Origin of the sequence: Paenibacillus endophyticus (assembly GCF_014192395.1) — a bacterium.
Lineage (GTDB): Bacteria > Bacillota > Bacilli > Paenibacillales > Paenibacillaceae > Pristimantibacillus > Pristimantibacillus endophyticus.
Genome location: NZ_JACHXW010000001.1, coordinates 269,226 through 289,615, shown reverse-complemented (window position 1 = coordinate 289,615; position 20,390 = coordinate 269,226). Strand labels below are relative to the sequence as shown.

18 protein-coding genes are annotated in these 20,390 nt (G+C 49.2%); 3 read left to right on the top strand and 15 right to left on the bottom strand.

Annotation, left to right across the window (positions count from 1 at the left end; all coding sequences use genetic code 11):
- Positions 1–308: 308 nt before the first annotated feature.
- Entirely contained in the window at positions 309–878 is a 570-nt protein-coding gene (locus FHS16_RS01280) for a copper resistance CopC family protein (protein WP_183557789.1), read from the top strand.
- The gene (locus FHS16_RS01275) at positions 878–1,963 is read left to right on the top strand and encodes a CopD family protein (protein WP_183557786.1); all 1,086 of its coding nucleotides are present in this window, start codon (positions 878–880) and stop codon (positions 1,961–1,963) included. The genes FHS16_RS01280 and FHS16_RS01275 overlap by 1 nt, the downstream gene beginning before the upstream one ends.
- An 85-nt stretch (positions 1,964–2,048) precedes the next feature.
- On the opposite strand, the gene FHS16_RS01270 is transcribed toward FHS16_RS01275, so the two are convergent.
- The 14 genes from FHS16_RS01270 to FHS16_RS01205 form a co-directional block, all read right to left on the bottom strand.
- Entirely contained in the window at positions 2,049–3,350 is a 1,302-nt protein-coding gene (locus FHS16_RS01270; protein WP_183557783.1) for a replication-associated recombination protein A, read from the bottom strand.
- Between the two features lie 434 nt (positions 3,351–3,784).
- Positions 3,785–4,540: a tRNA threonylcarbamoyladenosine dehydratase gene (locus tag FHS16_RS01265; protein ID WP_183557780.1), complete on the bottom strand. Its 756-nt coding sequence runs from the start codon at positions 4,538–4,540 to the stop codon at positions 3,785–3,787.
- 29 nt (positions 4,541–4,569) lie between these two features.
- Complete coding sequence (gene aspS / locus FHS16_RS01260) at positions 4,570–6,381, bottom strand: aspartate--tRNA ligase (RefSeq protein ID WP_183557777.1); 1,812 nt, start codon at positions 6,379–6,381, stop codon at positions 4,570–4,572.
- Positions 6,382–6,426: 45 nt separating this feature from the next.
- The gene (gene hisS, locus FHS16_RS01255; protein WP_183557774.1) at positions 6,427–7,674 is read right to left on the bottom strand and encodes a histidine--tRNA ligase; all 1,248 of its coding nucleotides are present in this window, start codon (positions 7,672–7,674) and stop codon (positions 6,427–6,429) included.
- A 141-nt stretch (positions 7,675–7,815) separates the two neighbouring features.
- Positions 7,816–8,013: a hypothetical protein gene (locus FHS16_RS01250; protein WP_183557771.1), complete on the bottom strand. Its 198-nt coding sequence runs from the start codon at positions 8,011–8,013 to the stop codon at positions 7,816–7,818.
- 308 nt (positions 8,014–8,321) lie between these two features.
- The gene (locus FHS16_RS01245; RefSeq protein ID WP_183557768.1) at positions 8,322–8,492 is read right to left on the bottom strand and encodes a hypothetical protein; all 171 of its coding nucleotides are present in this window, start codon (positions 8,490–8,492) and stop codon (positions 8,322–8,324) included.
- A 92-nt stretch (positions 8,493–8,584) separates the two neighbouring features.
- The gene (gene dtd / locus FHS16_RS01240) at positions 8,585–9,028 is read right to left on the bottom strand and encodes a D-aminoacyl-tRNA deacylase (RefSeq protein WP_183557765.1); all 444 of its coding nucleotides are present in this window, start codon (positions 9,026–9,028) and stop codon (positions 8,585–8,587) included.
- Positions 9,029–9,081: 53 nt separating this feature from the next.
- Positions 9,082–11,259 (bottom strand): RelA/SpoT family protein, encoded by a 2,178-nt coding sequence (locus tag FHS16_RS01235; protein ID WP_183557761.1) that lies wholly within the window; start codon positions 11,257–11,259, stop codon positions 9,082–9,084.
- Between the two features lie 197 nt (positions 11,260–11,456).
- Positions 11,457–11,987: an adenine phosphoribosyltransferase gene (locus tag FHS16_RS01230; RefSeq protein WP_183557758.1), complete on the bottom strand. Its 531-nt coding sequence runs from the start codon at positions 11,985–11,987 to the stop codon at positions 11,457–11,459.
- 39 nt (positions 11,988–12,026) lie between these two features.
- Positions 12,027–14,048 (bottom strand): single-stranded-DNA-specific exonuclease RecJ, encoded by a 2,022-nt coding sequence (gene recJ / locus FHS16_RS01225; protein ID WP_183557754.1) that lies wholly within the window; start codon positions 14,046–14,048, stop codon positions 12,027–12,029.
- Between the two features lie 33 nt (positions 14,049–14,081).
- Positions 14,082–14,999, bottom strand: a complete 918-nt coding sequence (locus FHS16_RS01220; protein ID WP_183557751.1) for a cation diffusion facilitator family transporter — start codon at positions 14,997–14,999, stop codon at positions 14,082–14,084.
- Between the two features lie 145 nt (positions 15,000–15,144).
- Positions 15,145–16,059 carry a protein translocase subunit SecF gene (gene secF, locus FHS16_RS01215; protein ID WP_183557748.1) on the bottom strand — a complete coding sequence of 305 codons (915 nt, stop codon included), beginning with the start codon at positions 16,057–16,059 and terminating at the stop codon, positions 15,145–15,147.
- Positions 16,049–17,281: a protein translocase subunit SecD gene (gene secD / locus FHS16_RS01210; RefSeq protein WP_183557745.1), complete on the bottom strand. Its 1,233-nt coding sequence runs from the start codon at positions 17,279–17,281 to the stop codon at positions 16,049–16,051. Before secD ends, secF begins: the two co-directional genes overlap by 11 nt.
- Before the next feature lie 83 nt (positions 17,282–17,364).
- Positions 17,365–17,604, bottom strand: coding sequence for a post-transcriptional regulator (locus tag FHS16_RS01205; protein ID WP_183557742.1), 240 nt, complete (start codon positions 17,602–17,604; stop codon positions 17,365–17,367).
- Positions 17,605–17,912: 308 nt separating this feature from the next.
- On the opposite strand from FHS16_RS01205, the gene spoVB reads away from it, so the two are divergent.
- The gene (gene spoVB / locus FHS16_RS01200) at positions 17,913–19,490 is read left to right on the top strand and encodes a stage V sporulation protein B (protein ID WP_183557739.1); all 1,578 of its coding nucleotides are present in this window, start codon (positions 17,913–17,915) and stop codon (positions 19,488–19,490) included.
- A gap of 43 nt (positions 19,491–19,533) precedes the next feature.
- Here the strand turns inward: spoVB and FHS16_RS01195 are convergent, their stop codons facing one another.
- The gene (locus FHS16_RS01195) at positions 19,534–20,319 is read right to left on the bottom strand and encodes a YetF domain-containing protein (RefSeq protein ID WP_183557736.1); all 786 of its coding nucleotides are present in this window, start codon (positions 20,317–20,319) and stop codon (positions 19,534–19,536) included.
- Positions 20,320–20,390: the final 71 nt, after the last annotated feature.

Genomic DNA, 20,390 nt, shown 5'->3' with positions numbered 1-20,390 from the left:
AGATACGGCGATCTTTGTGTAATGTGAGAGCATCTCTTGTTGCTGAGCCGCCGTGTCATGCGGTATAACCGGAGGATAAACCATTTTCAAGACCGTAGTTATTTCTATTCCGCATAGGCTATCCATTATACGCAGTTTTCTAACCATTCTTTGGATATTTAAGCGGTGCTTGGATGGCCCTTCAACAAATGTTCATAAAGCCGTTACGAATTGATCATGAAGTGCCCGGCTGACGCTTGGTGAAATCTGTTATAATGCAATCAGTCTGCCAGTCAGACGCGTCATTAAATTATGTAGGAGGTTTACAAATGAAACGAATATTACTGATTTGCTTAGCCGCGTTATGGCTTCTCCCAAGCGTTGCTTTGGCCCATTCAAAACTTGAGGAGGCAGTACCTGCGCAGGATGCGACAGTCGACGTCCTTCCGGAGCGCATAGAACTGACCTATAATACAAAAATCGAGAAGCTTAGCAATTTCAAGCTGTTAAACGCTGCTGGCGAGGAAATAGAAAAGGACAAGGTTGAGGTTGACGGAATGAAGATGAGCGGAGGCTTGCCGGATACGCTTCCCAATGGCATTTATACGGTGAAATGGGTCATCATTGGCGCAGACGGCCATTCGGTCGAAGGTGACTACGCCTTTACGCTTGATGCTCCTGTTGTGACAGAAGCTCCTTCTCCCGAGCCAACGGCGACTGCTGAGACTGCCACGCCGTCACCTTCGCCGTCTAGCGAAACGGACCCAAGCACGAACGCAGGCAGCGATGATAATCCCTCAGGAGCAGCTGGCGATGATACGAACTATACGCCTGCCATCATCATTGGTGCGATTATAGTTGTTGCGGCGCTCGTCTTGTTGATGCGGAGGCGGAAATAATGATTTACGTGAGCGAAGGCCTTCTTTATGTTTGCTTCGCCATTCTAACAGGATCATTGCTGCTTAAGCTTGTACCGGAGAATAGAAGGCCGTCCATTCAAGTGCCGAATGGCTTGCTGCTTGCATGCGCGATAGCGATTCCGATTTTCTCGTATGTGCCTATTCACAACCTTGCCCTTGTTTTCGGCAAAGATTTCGACATGTCCTACGGCTCCATTCTCAAAAGCATCCTGCTGGATATCAATACAGGCAAAGCTTGGCTATGGACGGCTATAGGTTCGGCTGGGCTGGCTCTGCTTCTTGGGCTAAAAGCATTTCGCAACGATAAGCATATGCCCAAGGTTGCTTTGTTTGTGACCTTTTTGCTGATCGTATGGCTGGGCTATGCGGGACATGCTTCGTCGTTATATGGCTTTAGAGGCTTGATTACGCACTCGTCCCATTTCCTAGCCGTAAGCGTGTGGATCGGCATCTTATTCGTTGTCAGCTGGTTTGCAAAGGATAACGCCAATTGGCCTGCGTTTCTACGGTGGTTCTCTCCCGTAGCTATAGCAGCCGTTGTCGTGACGCTGCTTGCCGGGATCATTCTCATGACTTTCACGACACCTGAATATGTTAACGCGTGGATGCTGCCGTATGGTCAAATGCTGTTGATTAAACATTTATTAATACTGCCGCTGCTGTTATTTGCGTACTCCAATGGCTTTGGCTACAAGAAGGCTGTTAAAAACCATGCAGATTTCAATCCAAAGCGCTGGTTGAGAGCGGAGAGCTTGATTGCCCTGCTCGTGCTTGCCGCTACAGGCGTGCTCGGTCAGCAAACTCCCCCTCATATTGTGAAGGAGACGCTGCAAACCGTCTCGCCATCGCCATTATTCACGACCATTTATAAAGGCAGCTTCAGCCCTGATATCGCGCTTCATTTCAACCTTCAGCTGGAAAGCCTGCTTATGTTTGCGGCTGCGCTGCTAATGGCAGGCGGGCTTCTATGGATGTACCGTACGAATAAGCTGATTCCTGCTTTTCTAATGGGCATTCTAACCGCTGTTTTTGGCTATTATGGACTGATGTTCGCTATTGCATAAAACATTTGTTCTGCCTACATACGAAAGGCTGCCCGAGTTTAATATCTCAGGCAGCCTTTTATTGTATGAGACGATAGAAACTGTTTTATTTGCGTTTTTGCTGATTTTGCCGTATTTTGTCCTCCATGCCCTGCTCCGTCGCTTTGTAGAAGGACATGCTTCCAAGCGTATTGGGCAAATATTGCTGCTTCACGTAATGGTTTGGGAAATTATGCGGATATTGATAGCCTTCATGGCCAAGCTGCTGAGCGCCTTTGTAGTGCGTGTCGCGCAGATGCAAGGGCACTTCCGCACCGCCTGCCCTCTCCATCGCCGCCTCTGCATTGCCGATCGCAATGGCCGTCGCGTTCGACTTCGGGCTCTCTACAGCAAATAGAATAGCCTGCGAGATGTTGTACTTCGACTCCGGCCAGCCAATCTTATGGTAAGCGTCCATTGCCGTAACAGCCTGAATCATCGCTTGGGGGTTAGCTAAGCCAATATCCTCGCTGCAAGCTACGATCAGCCTGCGAAGGAAGGTCATGGGATCCATGCCCAGCTTCTCAACCGCATACAAAAACCAGAAGAGAGCCGCATCGCTAGAGCCTCTGACGCTTTTGTGGAATGCCGACAACACATCGTATTGCGTGGAAAGGTCTGCCCGTATTGAGGGCTTGCGTATGGATTCCTGCGCCACCTCCAGCGTTAATCGCACGGAACCGTCCATCTCCGAAGGCGTCGTAACCGCAGCAAGCTCAAGCGCGTTCAGCGCTCTGCGAATATCGCCGCCTGCCATCGACGCAATGTGACGAAGCGCCTCCTCATCTGCTTGCAGATCCATGAAGCCAAGTCCCCGTTCGCGATCACTGAGTGCCCTTCGCATCGCTTCATAGGCATGCTCCTCGCCAAGAGCCTCCAGCTGAAACAGCGTGGAACGAGACAATAAGGCTCCATTGACATGATGAAATGGATTCTCCGTCGTTGCCCCAATAAATATAATGATTCCCTGCTCAACCGCAGGCAGCAGCGCATCCTGCCTTGCCGTATTGAAGCGGTGCACTTCATCCAGAAAAAGTATCGTCTTCTTTCCGTACATCGCTTTATTCGTACGAGCCTGATCGATAACCTCCCGTACATCCTTTACCGAAGCATCCACTGCGTTCAGCTTTACGAATTCACCCGCTGTTCGCAGTGAAATAATGTGTGCTAGCGTCGTTTTGCCGCAGCCAGGAGGTCCGTATAGCAATATGGATGATACCTGGTCCCCTTCAATGGCTCTACGCAGCAGCTTACCAGTCCCAACTATATGTTCTTGCCCAATATACTCATCTAAGGTTTGCGGCCGCATACGGTCTGCTAACAGCCTTGCACGCGGCATTTCCGTTTCCTGATAAGAGAATAAATCCATTCAGCTTCCCAACCTTCTGCCCTCTGTTACGTCGATCATAGCATACAAGCACATTTGTTCGCTACATTTCCCGGTATTGATCAAGGGTTTGATTATGCAAGGTGAAACGGCTGTCGCCGTCCTTTGGCGGCGCGGCGCGGCGCGTTTCATTCCGAGAAATATAGAGAAAGGATGAGCAAACTCATATCCTTTCCTATCTTTCAAGCGTAAACGGCTGCCAGCGTCCTCTGTGGCAAAAGCAGTCGTTTCGCGGAGATAGATAAGCACATTTAGATGTGAAAACATATAGATGTGCTTATCTATCAAAAAAGCCATGCCAGAACTAGCGTTACCGCTGTTTTGGCATGGCTTTTATTAGAAACTTTGAGTATCTCATCGTTTGAAAAGCAGAAGCTTCGATCCTCGTAAGCGCAAATCTTGCTGTCGGTTCGCTATTAGGCCTCAATGCCGCCAGAGTCAAGCAAGTCTTTGACAACCACGCTGACCATGATGAGTCCCGCAACAGGCGGAACAAATGAATTGCTGGCGGGAGGCTGCTTCGCCTTGCGAATTTCCGGCGCATTCTCCGGTACGATTTGTTTCGTTACATCCTCGCGTGGTTTAATCGGCGTTTCTGTAGAGAATACAACCTTTACGCCGCGTTTAATGCCATCCTTGCGAAGCTTCGTCCGGATAACCCGAGCAAGCGGGTCCGTATGGGTCTTTGAAATATCAACAACCTGAAATTTCGTCGGGTCCATTTTATTAGCTGCGCCCATGCTCGAAATAATAGGAATCTTCCGTTCCAAGCATTGCTTGATCAGATGAATTTTATACGAAATCGTATCCGAAGCATCTACGACGTAATCGAGCGGATACTCGAAAAACTGTTCAAACGTTTCCTCCGTATAAAACATCCGCAGCGCTATGACATCACACTCGGGGTTGATCAGCTTTATCCGGTCCCGCATAAGATCCGCTTTCGGTTGGCCAACCGTAGTAATAAGCGCATGAACCTGACGGTTCACGTTCGTAATATCAACGACGTCCTTATCGACGAGAATAATCCGTCCTACGCCTGTACGCGCGAGCGCTTCAGCCGCAATGCCGCCTACACCGCCAATGCCGAGCACGGCAACCGTGCTCCCCTTCATTAGCGCAAGTCCTTCTGGCCCAATAGCCAGCTCCGTACGTGAAAATTGATGAAGCATCAGGCTGCCGCCTCCTTTGCTTGGATTGCTTATTTTTCAGTTGATTCCGCTGCTGCAACTGCCGCTACGGGCTGCTTTGGCTTTAAAACTGTGCGAATGTGCAGCTGCTCAAGCTGTGAAAGCTCTACTTCGGACGGCGCATCGCATAGCAAGTCGGTCGCGCTTGCCGTTTTCGGGAACGCAATCGTTTCACGCAGATTTGTACGGCCAGTAAGAAGCATCACCAGACGGTCGAAACCGAAGGCAATACCGCCGTGTGGAGGCGTGCCATATTCAAAGGCATCGAGCAGGAAGCCGAACTTCTCTTGCGCTTCGTCCATGCTGAAGCCAAGCGCCTTGAACATTTGCTCCTGTACTTCGCGTTTGTAAATACGCATCGAACCGCCGCCGACTTCATAGCCGTTCAGGACTAGATCATAAGCTTGTGCCCGGATCTGGCCTGGGTCCGTATCGAAGAAATGAAGATCTTCTTCATTCGGACGAGTGAACGGGTGATGTTCAGCTACGTAACGTTTAGCATCCTCATCCCATCCAAGCAATGGGAAATCCACAACCCAAGCGAATTTGAATTTGGATTCGTCGATCAAGCCAAGATCTTTGCCCAGTTTTGAACGAAGGTTGCCAAGCACATCCGATACCACTTTTTTCTTATCAGCAGAGAAAGTGAGCAAGTCGCCGTCTTCTACTTGCAGACGCTCGGTTAGAGCAGCAATTTCTTCCGGCTTAAGGAATTTCACGATTGGACCACGCCATTCGCCGTCCTTCACGGTAATCCAGGCAAGCCCTTTACCGCCGTAGCGTGCTGCGAACGGCTGCAGGTCATCTAGCTCCTTGCGGCTCCAGCTCGCACAGCCTTTGGCGTTGAGCGCTTTAACAACGCCTCCGCCAGCTGCAACGCTTGCGAATACTTTCACTTCGCTGCCGGATACGATATCCGTAATATCTTCAATCTCAAGGCCAAATCGAAGATCTGGCTTATCCGAGCCGTATTTGTTCATCGCATCAGCATACGTAATGCGTTGGAACGGGAGCTCCAGCTCAACGCCAACGGTTTCCTTAAGAAGCTTAGCTGTCAGCTCTTCCATCATGGCAAGCAATTGATCTTGCGAGAGAAAGGAAGTCTCGATGTCGACTTGCGTGAATTCCGGTTGACGGTCCGCACGAAGATCCTCATCACGGAAGCAGCGGGCAATTTGGTAGTAACGCTCAATTCCACCTACCATGAGAAGCTGTTTGAAAATTTGCGGCGATTGCGGCAGAGCGAAAAACTCGCCCTCATGCACGCGGCTCGGCACCAAGTAATCACGTGCGCCTTCCGGCGTGCTTTTGGTCAGGATTGGCGTTTCGACGTCGATGAAGCCTTCGCCGTCAAGGAAATCACGGAAAATCTTAGCCGCTTTCGAGCGAAGGAACAGCGTTTTTTGCATTTCGGGACGACGAAGGTCCAAGTAGCGATATTTCAAGCGAAGCGATTCATCCACCTCAACGCCGTCCTCGATTGGAAACGGAGGCGTTTTAGCCGCGTTCATGACTTCAATATTTGTAACCCGCACTTCAATTTCGCCTGTAGCAAGGTTCGCGTTATACGTTTCTGCATCACGCTCAACGACCGTGCCTTGAATCGCAAGCACGAACTCGTTGCGCGCACGGTCAGCGATTGCTAGCGCATCGCCGGAGAAATCCGGGTTAAATACCGTTTGTACGATACCCGAACGGTCACGCAAATCGATAAAGAGTACGCCGCCAAGGTCGCGACGACGCTGTACCCAGCCGTTTAGAATAACCGTTTGTCCAACGTCCGCTTTCGTTAAGCGGCCGCAATGATGTGTTTTTAACAACATAGTTTTCATGCTCCTCATTCAGTTAGATTATATAGGGGTAATTCATTAACCAATTATTTCATCAGCCAGCTTATCTAAAGCTACGACGCGCTGCTCGCCCTTAGCCATATCCTTAAGCGAAATCTCGCCTCTCTCCAGCTCGTCATCGCCAAGAATAGCCGTATAACGGGCTTGCAAACGGTCAGCAGATTTCATCTGAGCCTTCATCTTGCGTCCCAAATAATCGCGTTCTGCTTTGATCCCTCTCTGTCTCAGCTGATAAACCAGCTTCGTAACCTCACGCTCAGCCGCTTCGCCAAGCGCGACGACATACACGTCGATTTGGCTGGAAATAGGCAATTCGGTCTCTTGATGCTGGAGCAGCAGGATCGTTCTCTCCAGACCTAGGCCAAGTCCGACGCCTGGCTGGTCCGGACCGCCGATCTCCGAGACAAGACCGTTATAGCGGCCGCCTCCGCCAACGGTATCGATCGTGCCGATCCCCTCAGCCTTGTATTCGAAAGCGGTATGGGTATAGTAGTCCAGACCGCGAACGAGACGATGGTTGATTTCGTATGGGATGCCCATATCGGTCAAATACATTTTCACTTTATCAAAGTGAATCTGGCATTCCTCGTCCAAACTGTCCAGTATGGAAGGCGCATCGGTGAAATGCTCTTGATCAACCTTGCAATCGAGTACGCGCAGCGGATTTCGATCCATGCGTGATTGACAATCCTTGCAAAGCAGTTCGCGCTTCGGCTCAAGGAAAGCAAGCAAGCGTTCACGGAAAACGGTGCGAACGGCCGGTGTCCCAACCGAGTTGATTTCAACGCGTACGCCTTTTAAGCCAACCTCCGTATAGAAGGTATAACCGAGTGCGACCACTTCAGCATCGATGGCAGGGTCAACCGAACCTAGCGCCTCGACGCCGAATTGATGCAGTTGGCGGTATCTTCCAGCCTGCGGACGCTCATACCTGAACATGGGACCGATATAGTAGAGCTTAGACACGTCTGGCTCACCATACAGCTTGTTCTCGACATAAGAACGCACTACGCCCGCCGTGCCTTCTGGACGCAGCGTTAGGCTGCGATTGCCGCGGTCAGTGAACGTGTACATTTCTTTCTCAACGATATCAGTCGTTTCTCCCACTCCGCGCTGAAATAGCTCCGTGGACTCAAATATTGGTGTGCGAATTTCGCGAAAGTTGTAGCGCTGGCAAATATCGCGTGCCTTCTGCTCTACATACTGCCATCTCTCTACCGCTCCGGGCAAAATATCCTGCGTGCCCGGCATTTTTTGAAAAGCCATAATTAAAACCTCCTGACTCCATAATCGATTTAGAAGCCGTCGCAAGACGCAAAAAACTCCCGTTCCTAACAGCTTGCGCCATAAGGGACGAGAGTGTATCTCCCGTGGTACCACCCACATTCCGAGCCTGCATCCCATGCATCAGCCCGCTCCAAGACGGTTAACGTCCGTCATCCGCAGTCCAGCTAATGAGTGCCTATCACCAAGCCTATTGCTTGCTTCATGCACACTGTTCGCCGTCTGTTCTCCGGGAAGTCTGTTCATTCTGCCGATATAAGGACCCTTGCAGCCAACTGGCGTCCCTCTCTGGATACAGCGCGTAGAATTACTTTGTCCCATCCATGAATCGCTTATCTATACTGAGAATTAATTTTACCTCCAGCAGCAGTTAAAGTCAAGATCGAGATGCATACCGATAGGTTTTCCGTTAATGGGCAGAAAAAAACCTACAAAACGTGTTTGCAGGTCCAAAAGTAAAATATATTTTTAAAAAGGGGGTCGAGGTCTATTATAGGCCAATGATGTTAAAACAAAGTTAGAGATTGATTACAGAAATATTACAATTTCGAAAGCGTTTTATTGCGATTGCGTTCTTCAAACGAAGCAGCCGCCCGGTCATTTGATCCCCGGACGGCTATAGATGCTCGTTATAAATGATTGGGGTTATCACGGCGCGGTTGCTGTGGAAAGCCTGCCCATTCCTCCGCTGCTTCTATATCGTCCTCTAGTTCAGCGAAAATCTTAGCCTCTCTGCGGTCAGGATGTAGCAGCTTGCGTGATATCCTTTCAATGCCTTGCTCTTTGCGTGACTGATGCATGCGCGGAATACCTCCAATATTACATTCGACTTCTGCCAGACAATCGAGCTGTCTACAGAGCTTATGGTCTATTGTTTCCCGCGATTGCCTTCTTACATACCGCTTTCCAAAATTATCGTGACAGGCCCTGAATTAACGAGCTCCACGTCCATCATCGCTCCGAACCGCCCCGTTTCCACGGTTAATCCCATGGCACGCAGCGATTCATTAAAGCCGTCATACAGGTTCTCCGCCTGATCCGGCTTTGCTGCTGCCATAAAGTTTGGCCTTCTGCCTTTGCGGCAATCGCCGTAAAGCGTAAATTGCGAGACGGAAAGCAGCTGCCCCCCGATATCCAAGACCGAGTGATTCATCTTCCCAGTATCATCCTCGAAGATTCTCAGATGAGCGACCTTATCCGCCATCCACCTCACGTCTGCCTCCGTATCGTCATGTGTGATGCCGACTAGAAGCACTAAACCGAAGTCAATGGCCCCAACCGTTTCGCCCTGAATGACAACTTTGGCTTTGTTGCTGCGCTGAACGACGACTTTCACTGCCCGTTAACCTCCTATATGGCTTGCGCTTGCTTGCGACTATTTTCTCAAAATTATTGCATAATCCGTTGAACGGAATAAATATCCTGCACCCGTTTTATTTTCTCTACAACCGCGTTAAGATGCTCAATATTTCGAATGAGCACGGTAATATGAATAAGAGACATATTCTTAACAGAACGTCCGGTTACAGCCGATATGTTCGTTTTACTTTCCGAAACAGCTTGAAGCACTTCGTTTAACAAGCCTCTGCGATCATTTCCGGTGATTTCGATATCCACGCTGTAGTTGGCGTCAATCGTATCCTCCCATTCGACCTCGATAACGCGGTCGCCTTCCTCGCCCTCTTCGCCAAACGGAATATTCTGGCAGTCCATTCTGTGCACAGAAACACCGCGGCCGCGAGTAATGTAACCAATAATGGTATCACCCGGTACCGGATTGCAGCAGCGGGCAAAACGAACAAGCAAATTGTCGATGCCCTTTACCGTTACACCTTGGTTCATCCTAGGCTTCCGATTACCCGGCGATTTAATTTCCTTAACCTCGCTCGTTAGCTCGAGCTGATTGGCAAGCTCGGCTTCCCTGCGCATTTTCTCTGTTAGCTTCGTGCAAATTTGCGCGGCCGTAATCCCTCCGAAACCAATGGCAGACATCATATCTTCAATGTCATTGAATGCAAATTTCGATGCGGCCTCCAGCAGCTTGTCGTCCTGTAGCCATGCTGACGGCTCAAGACCCAGACGCTTCAGCTCTCGTTCAAGCAAGTCCTTGCCCTTCGTGACGTTTTCCTCGCGTCGCTCCTTCTTGAACCATTGCCGAATTTTGCTGCGGGCATGCGAGGACTGTGCGATTTTGACCCAGTCTTGGCTTGGTCCGTATGAATGCTTCGACGTCAGAATCTCAACGATATCTCCCGTCTTCAGCTTATGGTCAAGCGGGACGATGCGTCCGTTCAGCTTCGCGCCAATTGTCCGGTTCCCAACCTCTGTATGGATGCGGTAAGCGAAATCAAGCGGTACGGAGCCGGCAGGGAGCTCAATGACCTCACCACTTGGCGTAAACACAAATACCAAATCGGCAAAAAAGTCCATTTTGAGCGATTCCATGAACTCGGATGCGTCGCGAGCCTCATGCTGCAGCTCCAAAATTTCGCGGAACCAGGACATTTTGTCCTCGAAGTTGCCGCCCGGAACGAGCGAGCCTTCCTTGTAGGCCCAATGCGCTGCGATACCGTATTCCGATGTACGATGCATCTCCCATGTGCGAATCTGCACCTCGGTAGGCTCGCCATTAGGTCCGATAACGGTCGTGTGCAGCGATTGGTACATATTCGCCTTCGGCATGGCGATGTAATCTTTAAAGCGGCCAGGCATCGGCTTCCAAAGCGTATGAATGATGCCAAGCGTCGCATAACAATCTTTAATATTGTCTACGATAATCCGAATCGCAAGCAGGTCATATATTTCAGTAAACTGCTTGTTGCGGTCGGTCATTTTTTTGTAAATGCTGTACAAATGCTTTGGCCTTCCAGAGATATCGCCTTCAATGCCCATTTCCTCAAGCTTCTCCGTAATGCGGCCGATAACATCCTCGATGAACTGCTCTCGCTCCGCGCGCTTCTTCTTCATGAGATTGGCGATGCGGTAATATTGCTGCGGATTCAAATAGCGGAGCGCAATGTCCTCCATCTCCCATTTGATCGCCGAAATACCCAAACGGTGGGCAATAGGGCAGAAGATTTCAAGCGTCTCATAGGCAATCCGGCGCTGTGCTTCCTCTGACTGGAATTTAAGCGTGCGCATATTATGCAGGCGATCTGCCAGCTTTATAAGAATGACGCGGATGTCCTGCGCCATAGCGACAAACATTTTACGATAATTTTCGTTCTGCTGTTCTTCCTTGGAACGAAACTGAATTTTTTCAAGCTTAGTCAGGCCGTCTACCAGCATCGCGCAGGTTTCGCCAAATTTCGCGCGAACCGTCTGCAAATCTACAGTCGTGTCCTCAACGACATCATGAAGCAATGCCGCAATAATAGACAGCACGTCCATTTGCATATCAACAAGAATATCCGCAACCGCTACGGGATGCAGGATATAAGGCTCTCCCGACTTCCGCACTTGTCCGTGATGGGCTTGCTCCGCAAAGTCATAGGCTTCCTGGATGCGTATAAGGTCCTGCTCTTTCATATAGGCGGATGCCTTCTCGAGTAAATGCTCAATGCCCATGAAACGTCCCTTTCTGATTACACTCCTGGCGGATCCCATTCATGCGTTTTCCGAGTTTTTATAATATTATGCCTGTAATAGCAGCACCGCGTCAACTACCGAAGAGCTTGTGGAATAAAATAAAACCGCCTGGCCTTCCCGCAATAAGCAGTAGAAGCAACAGGCGGTGCATGTATAGACTAGCTTCGCTATGTCATTTATTCGTAGGTCATGAGTGAGAAAACGTCAATTCCGTCAAGCTTCTCGCGCCCGGTCAGGTAAGCAAGCTCGATCAGGAACGCAGCCCCGATGACTTCCCCGCCAAGCTGCCGAACCAGATTGATCGAAGTCGCGATCGTTCCGCCTGTCGCAAGCAAATCATCCGCGATGAGAACGCGCTGTCCCGGTGAAATCGCGTCCTTGTGCATAGCGAGCTGATCATTGCCGTATTCCAAGTCATAGCTTGCTGTAATGGTTTCGCCTGGCAGCTTGCCGCTCTTGCGGATAGGAGCAAAGCCCACGCCGAGCGCAACCGCTAGCGGAGCACCGACAACGAATCCGCGTGCTTCCGGACCGGCAATAACATCGATTTTCATATGTGCAATGGCAGCTCGCATTTCTTCAATCGCTGCGCGATAAGCTCCTCCATCCTTCAATAACGTCGTAATATCTTTGAACCTAATGCCAGGCTGCGGGAAATCGGGAATTACCCGAATGTAATCTTTGAAGTTGTATGTTGTGTTGGACACGAGAGGTCAACCCTTTCCTTTTCAAACTATTCTTTAGCGTTAATGACCGGCTACGGACATTCGTGATGCTTCATACTGTTCTTTGGCCGAGCGATAACGCTCCGAGGCCGCCAAATCCCGCTTCTGCGGTGAGCTTGCAGCGGACATCATACCGTTGCTGCGCTCAATAAACGCCAGCTCCTCGAATACATCAAGCATCAGCTCTACGATAACTAATGATAATCCGCTTTGCTTAGCGATTCGTTCATTTAGACCCGATAGCTGAGCTTGCCCAAGCTGCTTCAACTGCTGATAAACCTTGCCAAAATCCTCGCGTTCAGGGAACATTTCCGCAGTGGGGTCGAAATGCATGTCATGCAATTGCAGCTGCGGCTTTCGCTGCCCGTTCCATTCATTGATCGACAGCTCGCCAATAACATCGACTTTGCTTCCGGGACGCAGTCCCTCTGCCAGTATGCCCATGCTGAACCCGATACCGTCGAGCAAGGGACGCCCGCTCCCAAGCGATAGCTTCAGATGTTTGGAATCCTTGCCAATCGTGCGCCGATCGGCAAGCTCAGCACCTTGGAAGAGAAGTCTCGGGGAAGGGTTCCCCATCCCGAATGGCTCGAGCTGTGACAGCTCGGCAATCGTTTCGAGAGTTGCCTCATTCACGGAGCACATCAGATCGACGGCTGTTTTGGGTATCCAATCATCAGCGCTGAGCCACTCCGACGCCAGCGTGCCCAGACGCTGCTCGAGCTCTTGCAAACGATCGCGATGCAGGCTCATTCCGGCAGCGGCCTGGTGGCCTCCGTAATGATCGAGCAGCTCGTCACATGCTGTAAGCGCCGCATGGAGATCAAAGCCCTCTATAGAGCGTGCAGACCCCTTACACATCCCCGTCTTCTCATCTATCCCCAAAATAATAACGGGTTTATAATTACGTTCCAATAGCTTGGAAGCTACGATGCCGATTACACCAACATTCCAGCCTTCTCCTGCAAGCACGATGACTGGCGGTGAGGCAATGCCAGAAGCTTCAGCCTCCGCCGTTTTCATTTGCCAGAGCTGCTCCGCTTCCTTAACAATGCTCTCTACGACACGCTGCCGCTCTTTGTTCAAGCTATCCAGGCTGATGGCGGCAAGAATCGCATTGTCATAATCTTCTGTCGTAAGCAGCTCTACGGCCCGCTTCGCATGATCCAGCCTTCCGGCTGCATTGATTCGCGGCGCCATGCCGAACGCGACGCCTGTTGAGGTTATCGCTTCAAGCTCGATACCGCCCGCTTCCGCCAAGGCACGGAAGCCCACGCTAGGCTGGCTCCTCAAACGCTCCAATCCATATCGGACCAATATCCGATTCTCATCCTTCAGCGGCATCAAATCTGCTATCGTGCCTAAGCTGGCAATATCCGCCCATTCAAGCGGCGGCCGCTCAAGCAAAGCATGCGCCAGTTTAAACGCTACACCGACGCCGGCCAGCCCCTTGAACGGATAATCACAATTTTCTTGCTTCGGATTCACGACCGCGCAGGCGTTCGGAATTTGCTCCGGAGGCTCATGATGGTCAGTCACTACGACATCGATGCCGAGCTCCCCTGCATAAGCGATTTCATCGACTGCGCTGATGCCCGTATCGACGGTTACGATCAAGCGGACACCTTCATCAGCAGCGAGTTTAATAGCTTTCTTATTCAGACCATATCCTTCTAATGCACGATGCGGGATGTAATAATCAAATTCATAATTCAAGGCTCGAAACAAATGTACAAGCAAGGAAGTGCTGGACACGCCGTCAGCGTCATAATCGCCGTAAATTCGTATTTTCTCGTTATGGGCTGCAGCTTGCCTGATCCTCTCGACTGCCTCTTTCATGCCCCTCAATAAATACGGATCATGAAAATGCTCGACACCGCCTCGCAGAAAACGCTCTGCCGTACCTATTTCATCAAAGCCTCGCTTAACAAGAAGCTTGGCCACTAGCGGCGGTAAACCGAGATGCGAAGCCAGCTTTTTGGCGTTTTCTTCGTCGGTTGCAGACCATGGAGCAAGCGCCCACCTTGTTTTCCGCTGAATCATGCTGCTTTCCCCTCCTCTGCTGTTTGGTTTTGCTTATTGCAGCAGTGTCGGCATCTGCTCCTGATTCGGATCATGATTGGACTTGTATGGATAACCAGGATCATAAGGCTCAACATAAATCGATACGTCCGTTACATGAATAAAACGTTTCATGACAAGCTGCTTTACTCTTTTCGCAATTTCTTGGCCTTCAAGCACCGATATGCGCGGATTAACGCTTATAACCATATCGGCTATAACGTAATGGCCATGTTCCTTCGCCCTCATGGACTGCACCGTAATTACGCCTTCCACCCGCTGTACCAGCTGCATAAGCTCATCCGGATTCTCGTCCAACGATGTTGATTCGCTATCCTTGCGGATAAATACGGTCGCCATCCTATAACCGTTCATGACAACAATAACCGCAATAACAATCGCTGCGGCCGGATCAAAATAATAAAGGGCAGGGACCGAGAGCAGTTTCCCAATAATCGCGCCGCTAGCCCCAAGCAAGGCCGCCGAGGAGCAATAAAGCCCCATCATCCGATCCTTTTCCGGGGAGAAAAGCTGCTGTACGATTAATGAAATGACGATCGCTGCAGTTGCGCTCCAATGAGGCGCTGACGGCACGCCGTCAGCAATATCGCGAATTGCCGAAATGCCAATCTCGAGCCCTATGATGAGAAGGACGACTGACAACAGAATGGTTGTCGCCGCCTCTCCTCTTACATTTTCTGTTTCCGCCGTGGAATTAGACTGAACCAGCTTCTGCTGTCTGCTTGTTCGCAATCCGGATATTGCGGCAATGCCCGCTGCTACCTCGGCAGCCGACCGGAATGCATCTGCAAGCAACGCCTTGCTACCTGACAACCAACCTATCACGCCTTTAAATAGAGCCAGCAGCATGTTTCCCCATAAGCCGGCCCAGCTTGCGGACTCTGCTTTTGCATATCGCTGTGTGGTTGACATTTTTACCTCCTAAAAGATTTTGCGAATGCAAAATCTGCTTCGTGAGCATATGCTTAGATTTTGCGAATGCAAAATCTGCTTCGTGAGCATATGCTTAGATTTTGCGAATGCAAAATCTGCTTCGTGAGCATGTGCGAACTTAGAATTAAGCCGTTGTCTTAGCGACTGCTTTCGGTTTTTGTTTGCCTTTGAGCAGAAGCCAGAGCGGGCTTGCAATACAAATCGATGAATATGCACCGCTGGTAAGGCCGATAATTTTTGCTAGCGCGAACAGCTTGATGGACTCGCTTCCGAAGATAAACAAACAAACGGCAACGACGAGAACGGCCAAAACCGTGTAAACATTTCTCGCCATCGTTTGCCAAATACTTGCGTTTACCATTTCAGAAAGCTGCTCACGGTTTTTGTATTGTCCGAACCGCAGGTTCTCCCGAATACGGTCAAATATAACGATCTTATCATTAATGGAATACCCTATTGTCGTAAGAACGGCCGCAATGAACGGAAGGTCTACCTCAAGTCGGAAGATAGAGAATAGAGCAACCACCACAAACGCGTCATACAAAATTGCGATATTTGCTGCAAGAGCAAAACGCCATTCGAATCGAATCATAACATAAATCATAATGGCGACACTCGCGATCAGAATCGCCCAGATTGTCTTAATGCCGAGTTCCTGCGCCATGTCTGGAGACACGACGTTAACCTCTGAAGAAACCTGATCGCCGTATTTGGCTTTAAAGCCTTCTTGAATTTCAACAATCTTGGCTTGTGTAAGAACCTCATCGAAACGGGCAGAAACGCGATCGCTATCCGTACCGCCTACAGTAGGCGTAATGCCTTCAATTCCAGCTTTTACCAGAATCTCTTTGGCATCCTGCTGATTAGCCGCCTTGCCTACCAATATATCCATGTTTGTTCCCGCCTTGAAATCGACACCGAAATTCAGGCTAAAGAAAAGCAACGACAAGATCCCTACTATAGTCAACGTGATTGAGAACAGAAAGAACTTGTTGCGGTTCCCAATAAAATCGTAACGAATCTTTGTATTAAAGTTCACGGATTTCTGCCTCCTTCACACCATAATAGCTTGGTTTTGTAAATAGATTGCTCTTGATAAGCAGCATGATCAAAAACCGGGACAAGAAAATATTCGTCAGCATGCTGACAAGAATACTGAAGATCATCGTTAATGCAAAGCCGCGAATGGCACCATTTCCGATGAAATAAAGGACCGCGCTTGAGATGATATTTGTGATATTCGCATCCATAATGGTACGGAACGAGTTTTTCGAGCCCGCTTTAAGCGAGGATAGCAAGCTTTTGCCGCTGCGGATTTCTTCCTTGATCCTCTCGTACATAATGATATTGGCATCGACAGCCATTCCGATCCCCAGCACGAAGGCGGCGATACCAGGCAGCGTTAACGTAGCGTTCATTAAATTGAATACAACGAGCAAAAGCCAAGTATAAGTAATGACCGTGATTCCTGCTACAACGCCAGGAATACGGAACAGAATAAGCAGGAATACCAATATGATAACCGTACCAATAATGCCCGCCTCAACGGTATCCTTTAAGGAAGCAAGACCGAGCTTAGCGCCTACGCTTTGGGTATACTTTTCAGTCAGCTTGAGCGGAAGCGCGCCTAGGTTGATCATATCAGCCAATTCATTGGCTTCATCTACTGTATAATTTCCCGATATCTGAGCGGAACCACCAGAGATGGGAAAATTAACAGAGGGTTTAGACAATTCTTTATCATCGAGATAAATTGCCAGATATTGGCCTGTCAAACGTGTTGTAATCTCTTCAAACTTTTTGCTGTCCTTAAGCTCAATGGTAACAAACGGCTTGCTTAGGTTATCATAGCCGATACCTGCGCCGTTTGGCTTGAAATCACTGCCGTCTAGTTCAATTTTGCCGTCTGGGCCGCGGAATGTCAGATTGATTGGTTTAGCGAGAATCTCGCGTACTTCATTCTCATCCTCCACGCCAGCCAAACGCAACCGAATCCGGTTCGTGCCTTCTGTCGTAATCTCTGGCTCAACAATTCCGAGCTCATCGATCCTTTTCTCCAAGCTTCTTGCTGTTTCTTTCAAAGATTCCGGCGTTACAGCCTCTCCGCCTTCAAGAGGCGATGCTTCGTACAAAACCTCGAAACCGCCTTTTAAATCAAGGCCTAGCCTTACGTCTTTCACTAGCGATGGGCTTGTCCAAGCGATAACGCCAAACATAATGACTACGATCGCAAGGAAGGCAATAATTCTCTTCCCGAACATACGTCTAAATCCCCCTTATGATCTCAATATTCCTATTATACAGACGAGGCAAAATCGAGTCAAAAAAAAAGAAACCCAGTTGATCAGAACTGGGTTCCCTTGTATGCGCTAATGGTCATGAAATTCATAAATTTCATCACTTTCAGAGATAGAATGTCGTTAACCAATTCGTGAAGCTCCGGGTGTCCCGTCTTCTTGTATTTCTCGCTGACACACTCCCATACCTCTTGACCCGTAACATGCTCGTACCCTATAAGATGAAATTCTTCCGCTTTGCTTATGCATAGCTCTTCAATCACACGATTTAATTCTTCGTCTGCCATGCTGCGCCTCCTAAAGCCTTGTGACATCAACCATCGTTCGTATAGCAAGATAAGCAGCACACCTTGTCCGACCCATGCCTATACACAAAACGCTTAGTCTGTTTCAGCCACTTTAACTTTTCTAATCCAACTATTCGCTGTTGCACATCCGAATTCCTGCACCGTCTTCTGCAATCTGCAAATTGAGTGACATGGAATCGGACATGCCGAGCATAAAGATGATAGTAAAAGCCTGTCTTAAAGCTTCGTCTGATTGCTCAGGCAGGAGCAGATCAGCTATTCCACAATAGAGAAGAGGGTAATCCAGTATGACGAAGCATAAAAACGCAACCAAACAAACATTCATCAAAGGCGCTATGATTTTGCTTGCCGCTGGCATCATTAACCGGTTGCTCGGTTTCGTGCCAAGAATCGCTCTTCCTCGGATCATGGGCGCGGAAGGCGTCGGCTTATACCAGTTAAGCTACCCCTTTCTTACGGTGATGCTCACCATTATTACAGGAGGTATCCCGCTGGCCGTTGCCAAATGGATTGCCGAAGCCGAATCGCAAGGAGATTCGGCGCGCGTGAAGTATATTTTCCGAACCGCGATGGGGTTAGTCGCCTTGCTTGGCGTTATCATGACCGGAGTCATGCTGCTAGGCGCCAAATGGATTACGACGCATATCCTGCCTGATGCACGCGTTTATCAAACCTTTTTGGTGATGACGCCTATGCTGATGATCATAGGATTATCCTCAGTTTATCGCGGTTACTTCCAAGGAAAACAAAATATGATCCCGACAGCGGTCTCGCAAATCGTCGAAACGCTGATACGCATAATCGCATCGCTAACCTTTGCCTTTTTGTTCCTGCCCTATGGTCTGGAATGGGCTTCCGCCGGTGCAATGCTAGGCGCAGTAATTGGGGAAATCGGCGGTTTGGCCGTCCTGCTTTGGAAATATTACCGGGACCGTCCCTCAACGAAACAAACCGTTAAAAAACCCGGTCAAGCAAAATCAGAAAAGAACATACCCGTATTGCGCAGACTGCTTAGCTTATCCATTCCTGTCACCGGGAGCCGTCTAATTGGTTCTTTCTCTTATTTGCTTGAATCCATCCTTACCGCACGAAGCCTAGCAGCTGCCGGAATAGCTACCGGGCTCGCTACCGCTCAATACGGAGCGCTGCAGGGTATGATCGTACCTTTGCTGCTGCTGCCGACCGCCTTGACTTACTCGCTGGCGGTATCGCTTGTACCCTCTTTGTCCGAGGCTGCAGCACGAGGCGATCATGCCTTAATTCATAAAAGATTGCATCAGTCCATGCGGCTCGCTCTTGTATCTGGTGCCCCATTCGTAGTCATTATGTTTTTGTTCGCCGAGCCTATCTGCCGCATGCTCTACAACCATGCCGATATTGCTCCTATGCTTCAGCTCATTGCTATCGTTGGCATTTTCATCTATCTGCAGGCGCCGCTGCAAGCAGCGCTTCAAGCACTGAACAAGCCAGGTACCGCTTTGATCAATACTTTAATCGGCGCCATCGTGAAGCTGTTTCTCATCGTTCAGCTGGCCTCCGATCCCGAATACGGCATATACGGCGCGCTTATTGCCATTAACGTGAATATTGTCCTCGTTACCCTTTTGCATGCGATAAGCGTATTGAAATTCATCGGCTTCCACATGAAGGTGCTCGACTTTGTCAAAGTGGGGGCGGCGATGGTCATTATGGGAGCAGCAGCCCAGTTTACAATGAACCAGCAGCCGTTGCCGGCAGAATGGGTTAATCTGCTGCTTGCCTGTGCGGCAAGCGCAGTTATTTATTTATTATTGATGGTTATCATGAAAATTATCGATCGTCATGATATGGTACGCATTCCGCTGTTCGGGAATTGGTTTAAATAAATAAGCAATAGAAACGGCGATAAAAAGAGGGATCGCCCTCTCATTATCGCCGTTTCTTGTCATGCGTATCAACAAACAGCTTTCCTTTGTGGTCAATGGTGCAGAAAAATACATCCTTAAAATCGGTAACCCCTTTTTCCTGCAGCACATTCTTAAGCCAAAATCTCGTCTTTTCAAGCTTTTCCAAATTCTCGTCCTGTACCTTGCCGTCCATAATGAGCGGTACCGGCAAAATTTCGAATCGATATTTGGACGGTATTATTTTGGATTGGCTATAGGTTTTAAGATTATCCCCACCCAAGTTTATATGATCATCTTGGCCTCTGCCTTCGTCACCTACAGAATCGTTCGAATCCTCTTTCGGTATGACAGAAAGCTTTCCACTCGTTTCCAGTATTGCGAATTCCACGTCCGACACCGCGCTGATTTTGTTTTCCCGCAATTGAAGCATTAAATCATCCAAATTGTAACGCTGCTTTCGCATTACATCGCTATTTAATTTTCCCTTGTCGATAATGACACTAGGCTTTCCGTCGAACAAGAGCCTTAGTTTACGACTTTTCATCGTTATAAACGCACTTCCAACTTGAATGAGCAGCAAAACAATCATAGGCATTATGCCGCTCCACATGGAACGCTCCATATCCTCAATGACAATTACCGCAATCTCTGCAATCATTACGGAAATGACCAAATCGAATACAGACAACTTTCCGATCTCCCGCTTTCCCATAAAGCGCATAATCAGAAACACAACGAAATAAATAATCACCGTCCGGATTAACAGGCTCCAGAATTCCAAGCGGAAACCTCCTCCTCGACTTGTCATTTGAGCTGCAGTCAGCCCCTTTGTGCGTAAAGGTATTCTCACCTGCGGCGCATAACCTCATACTCTGCCCG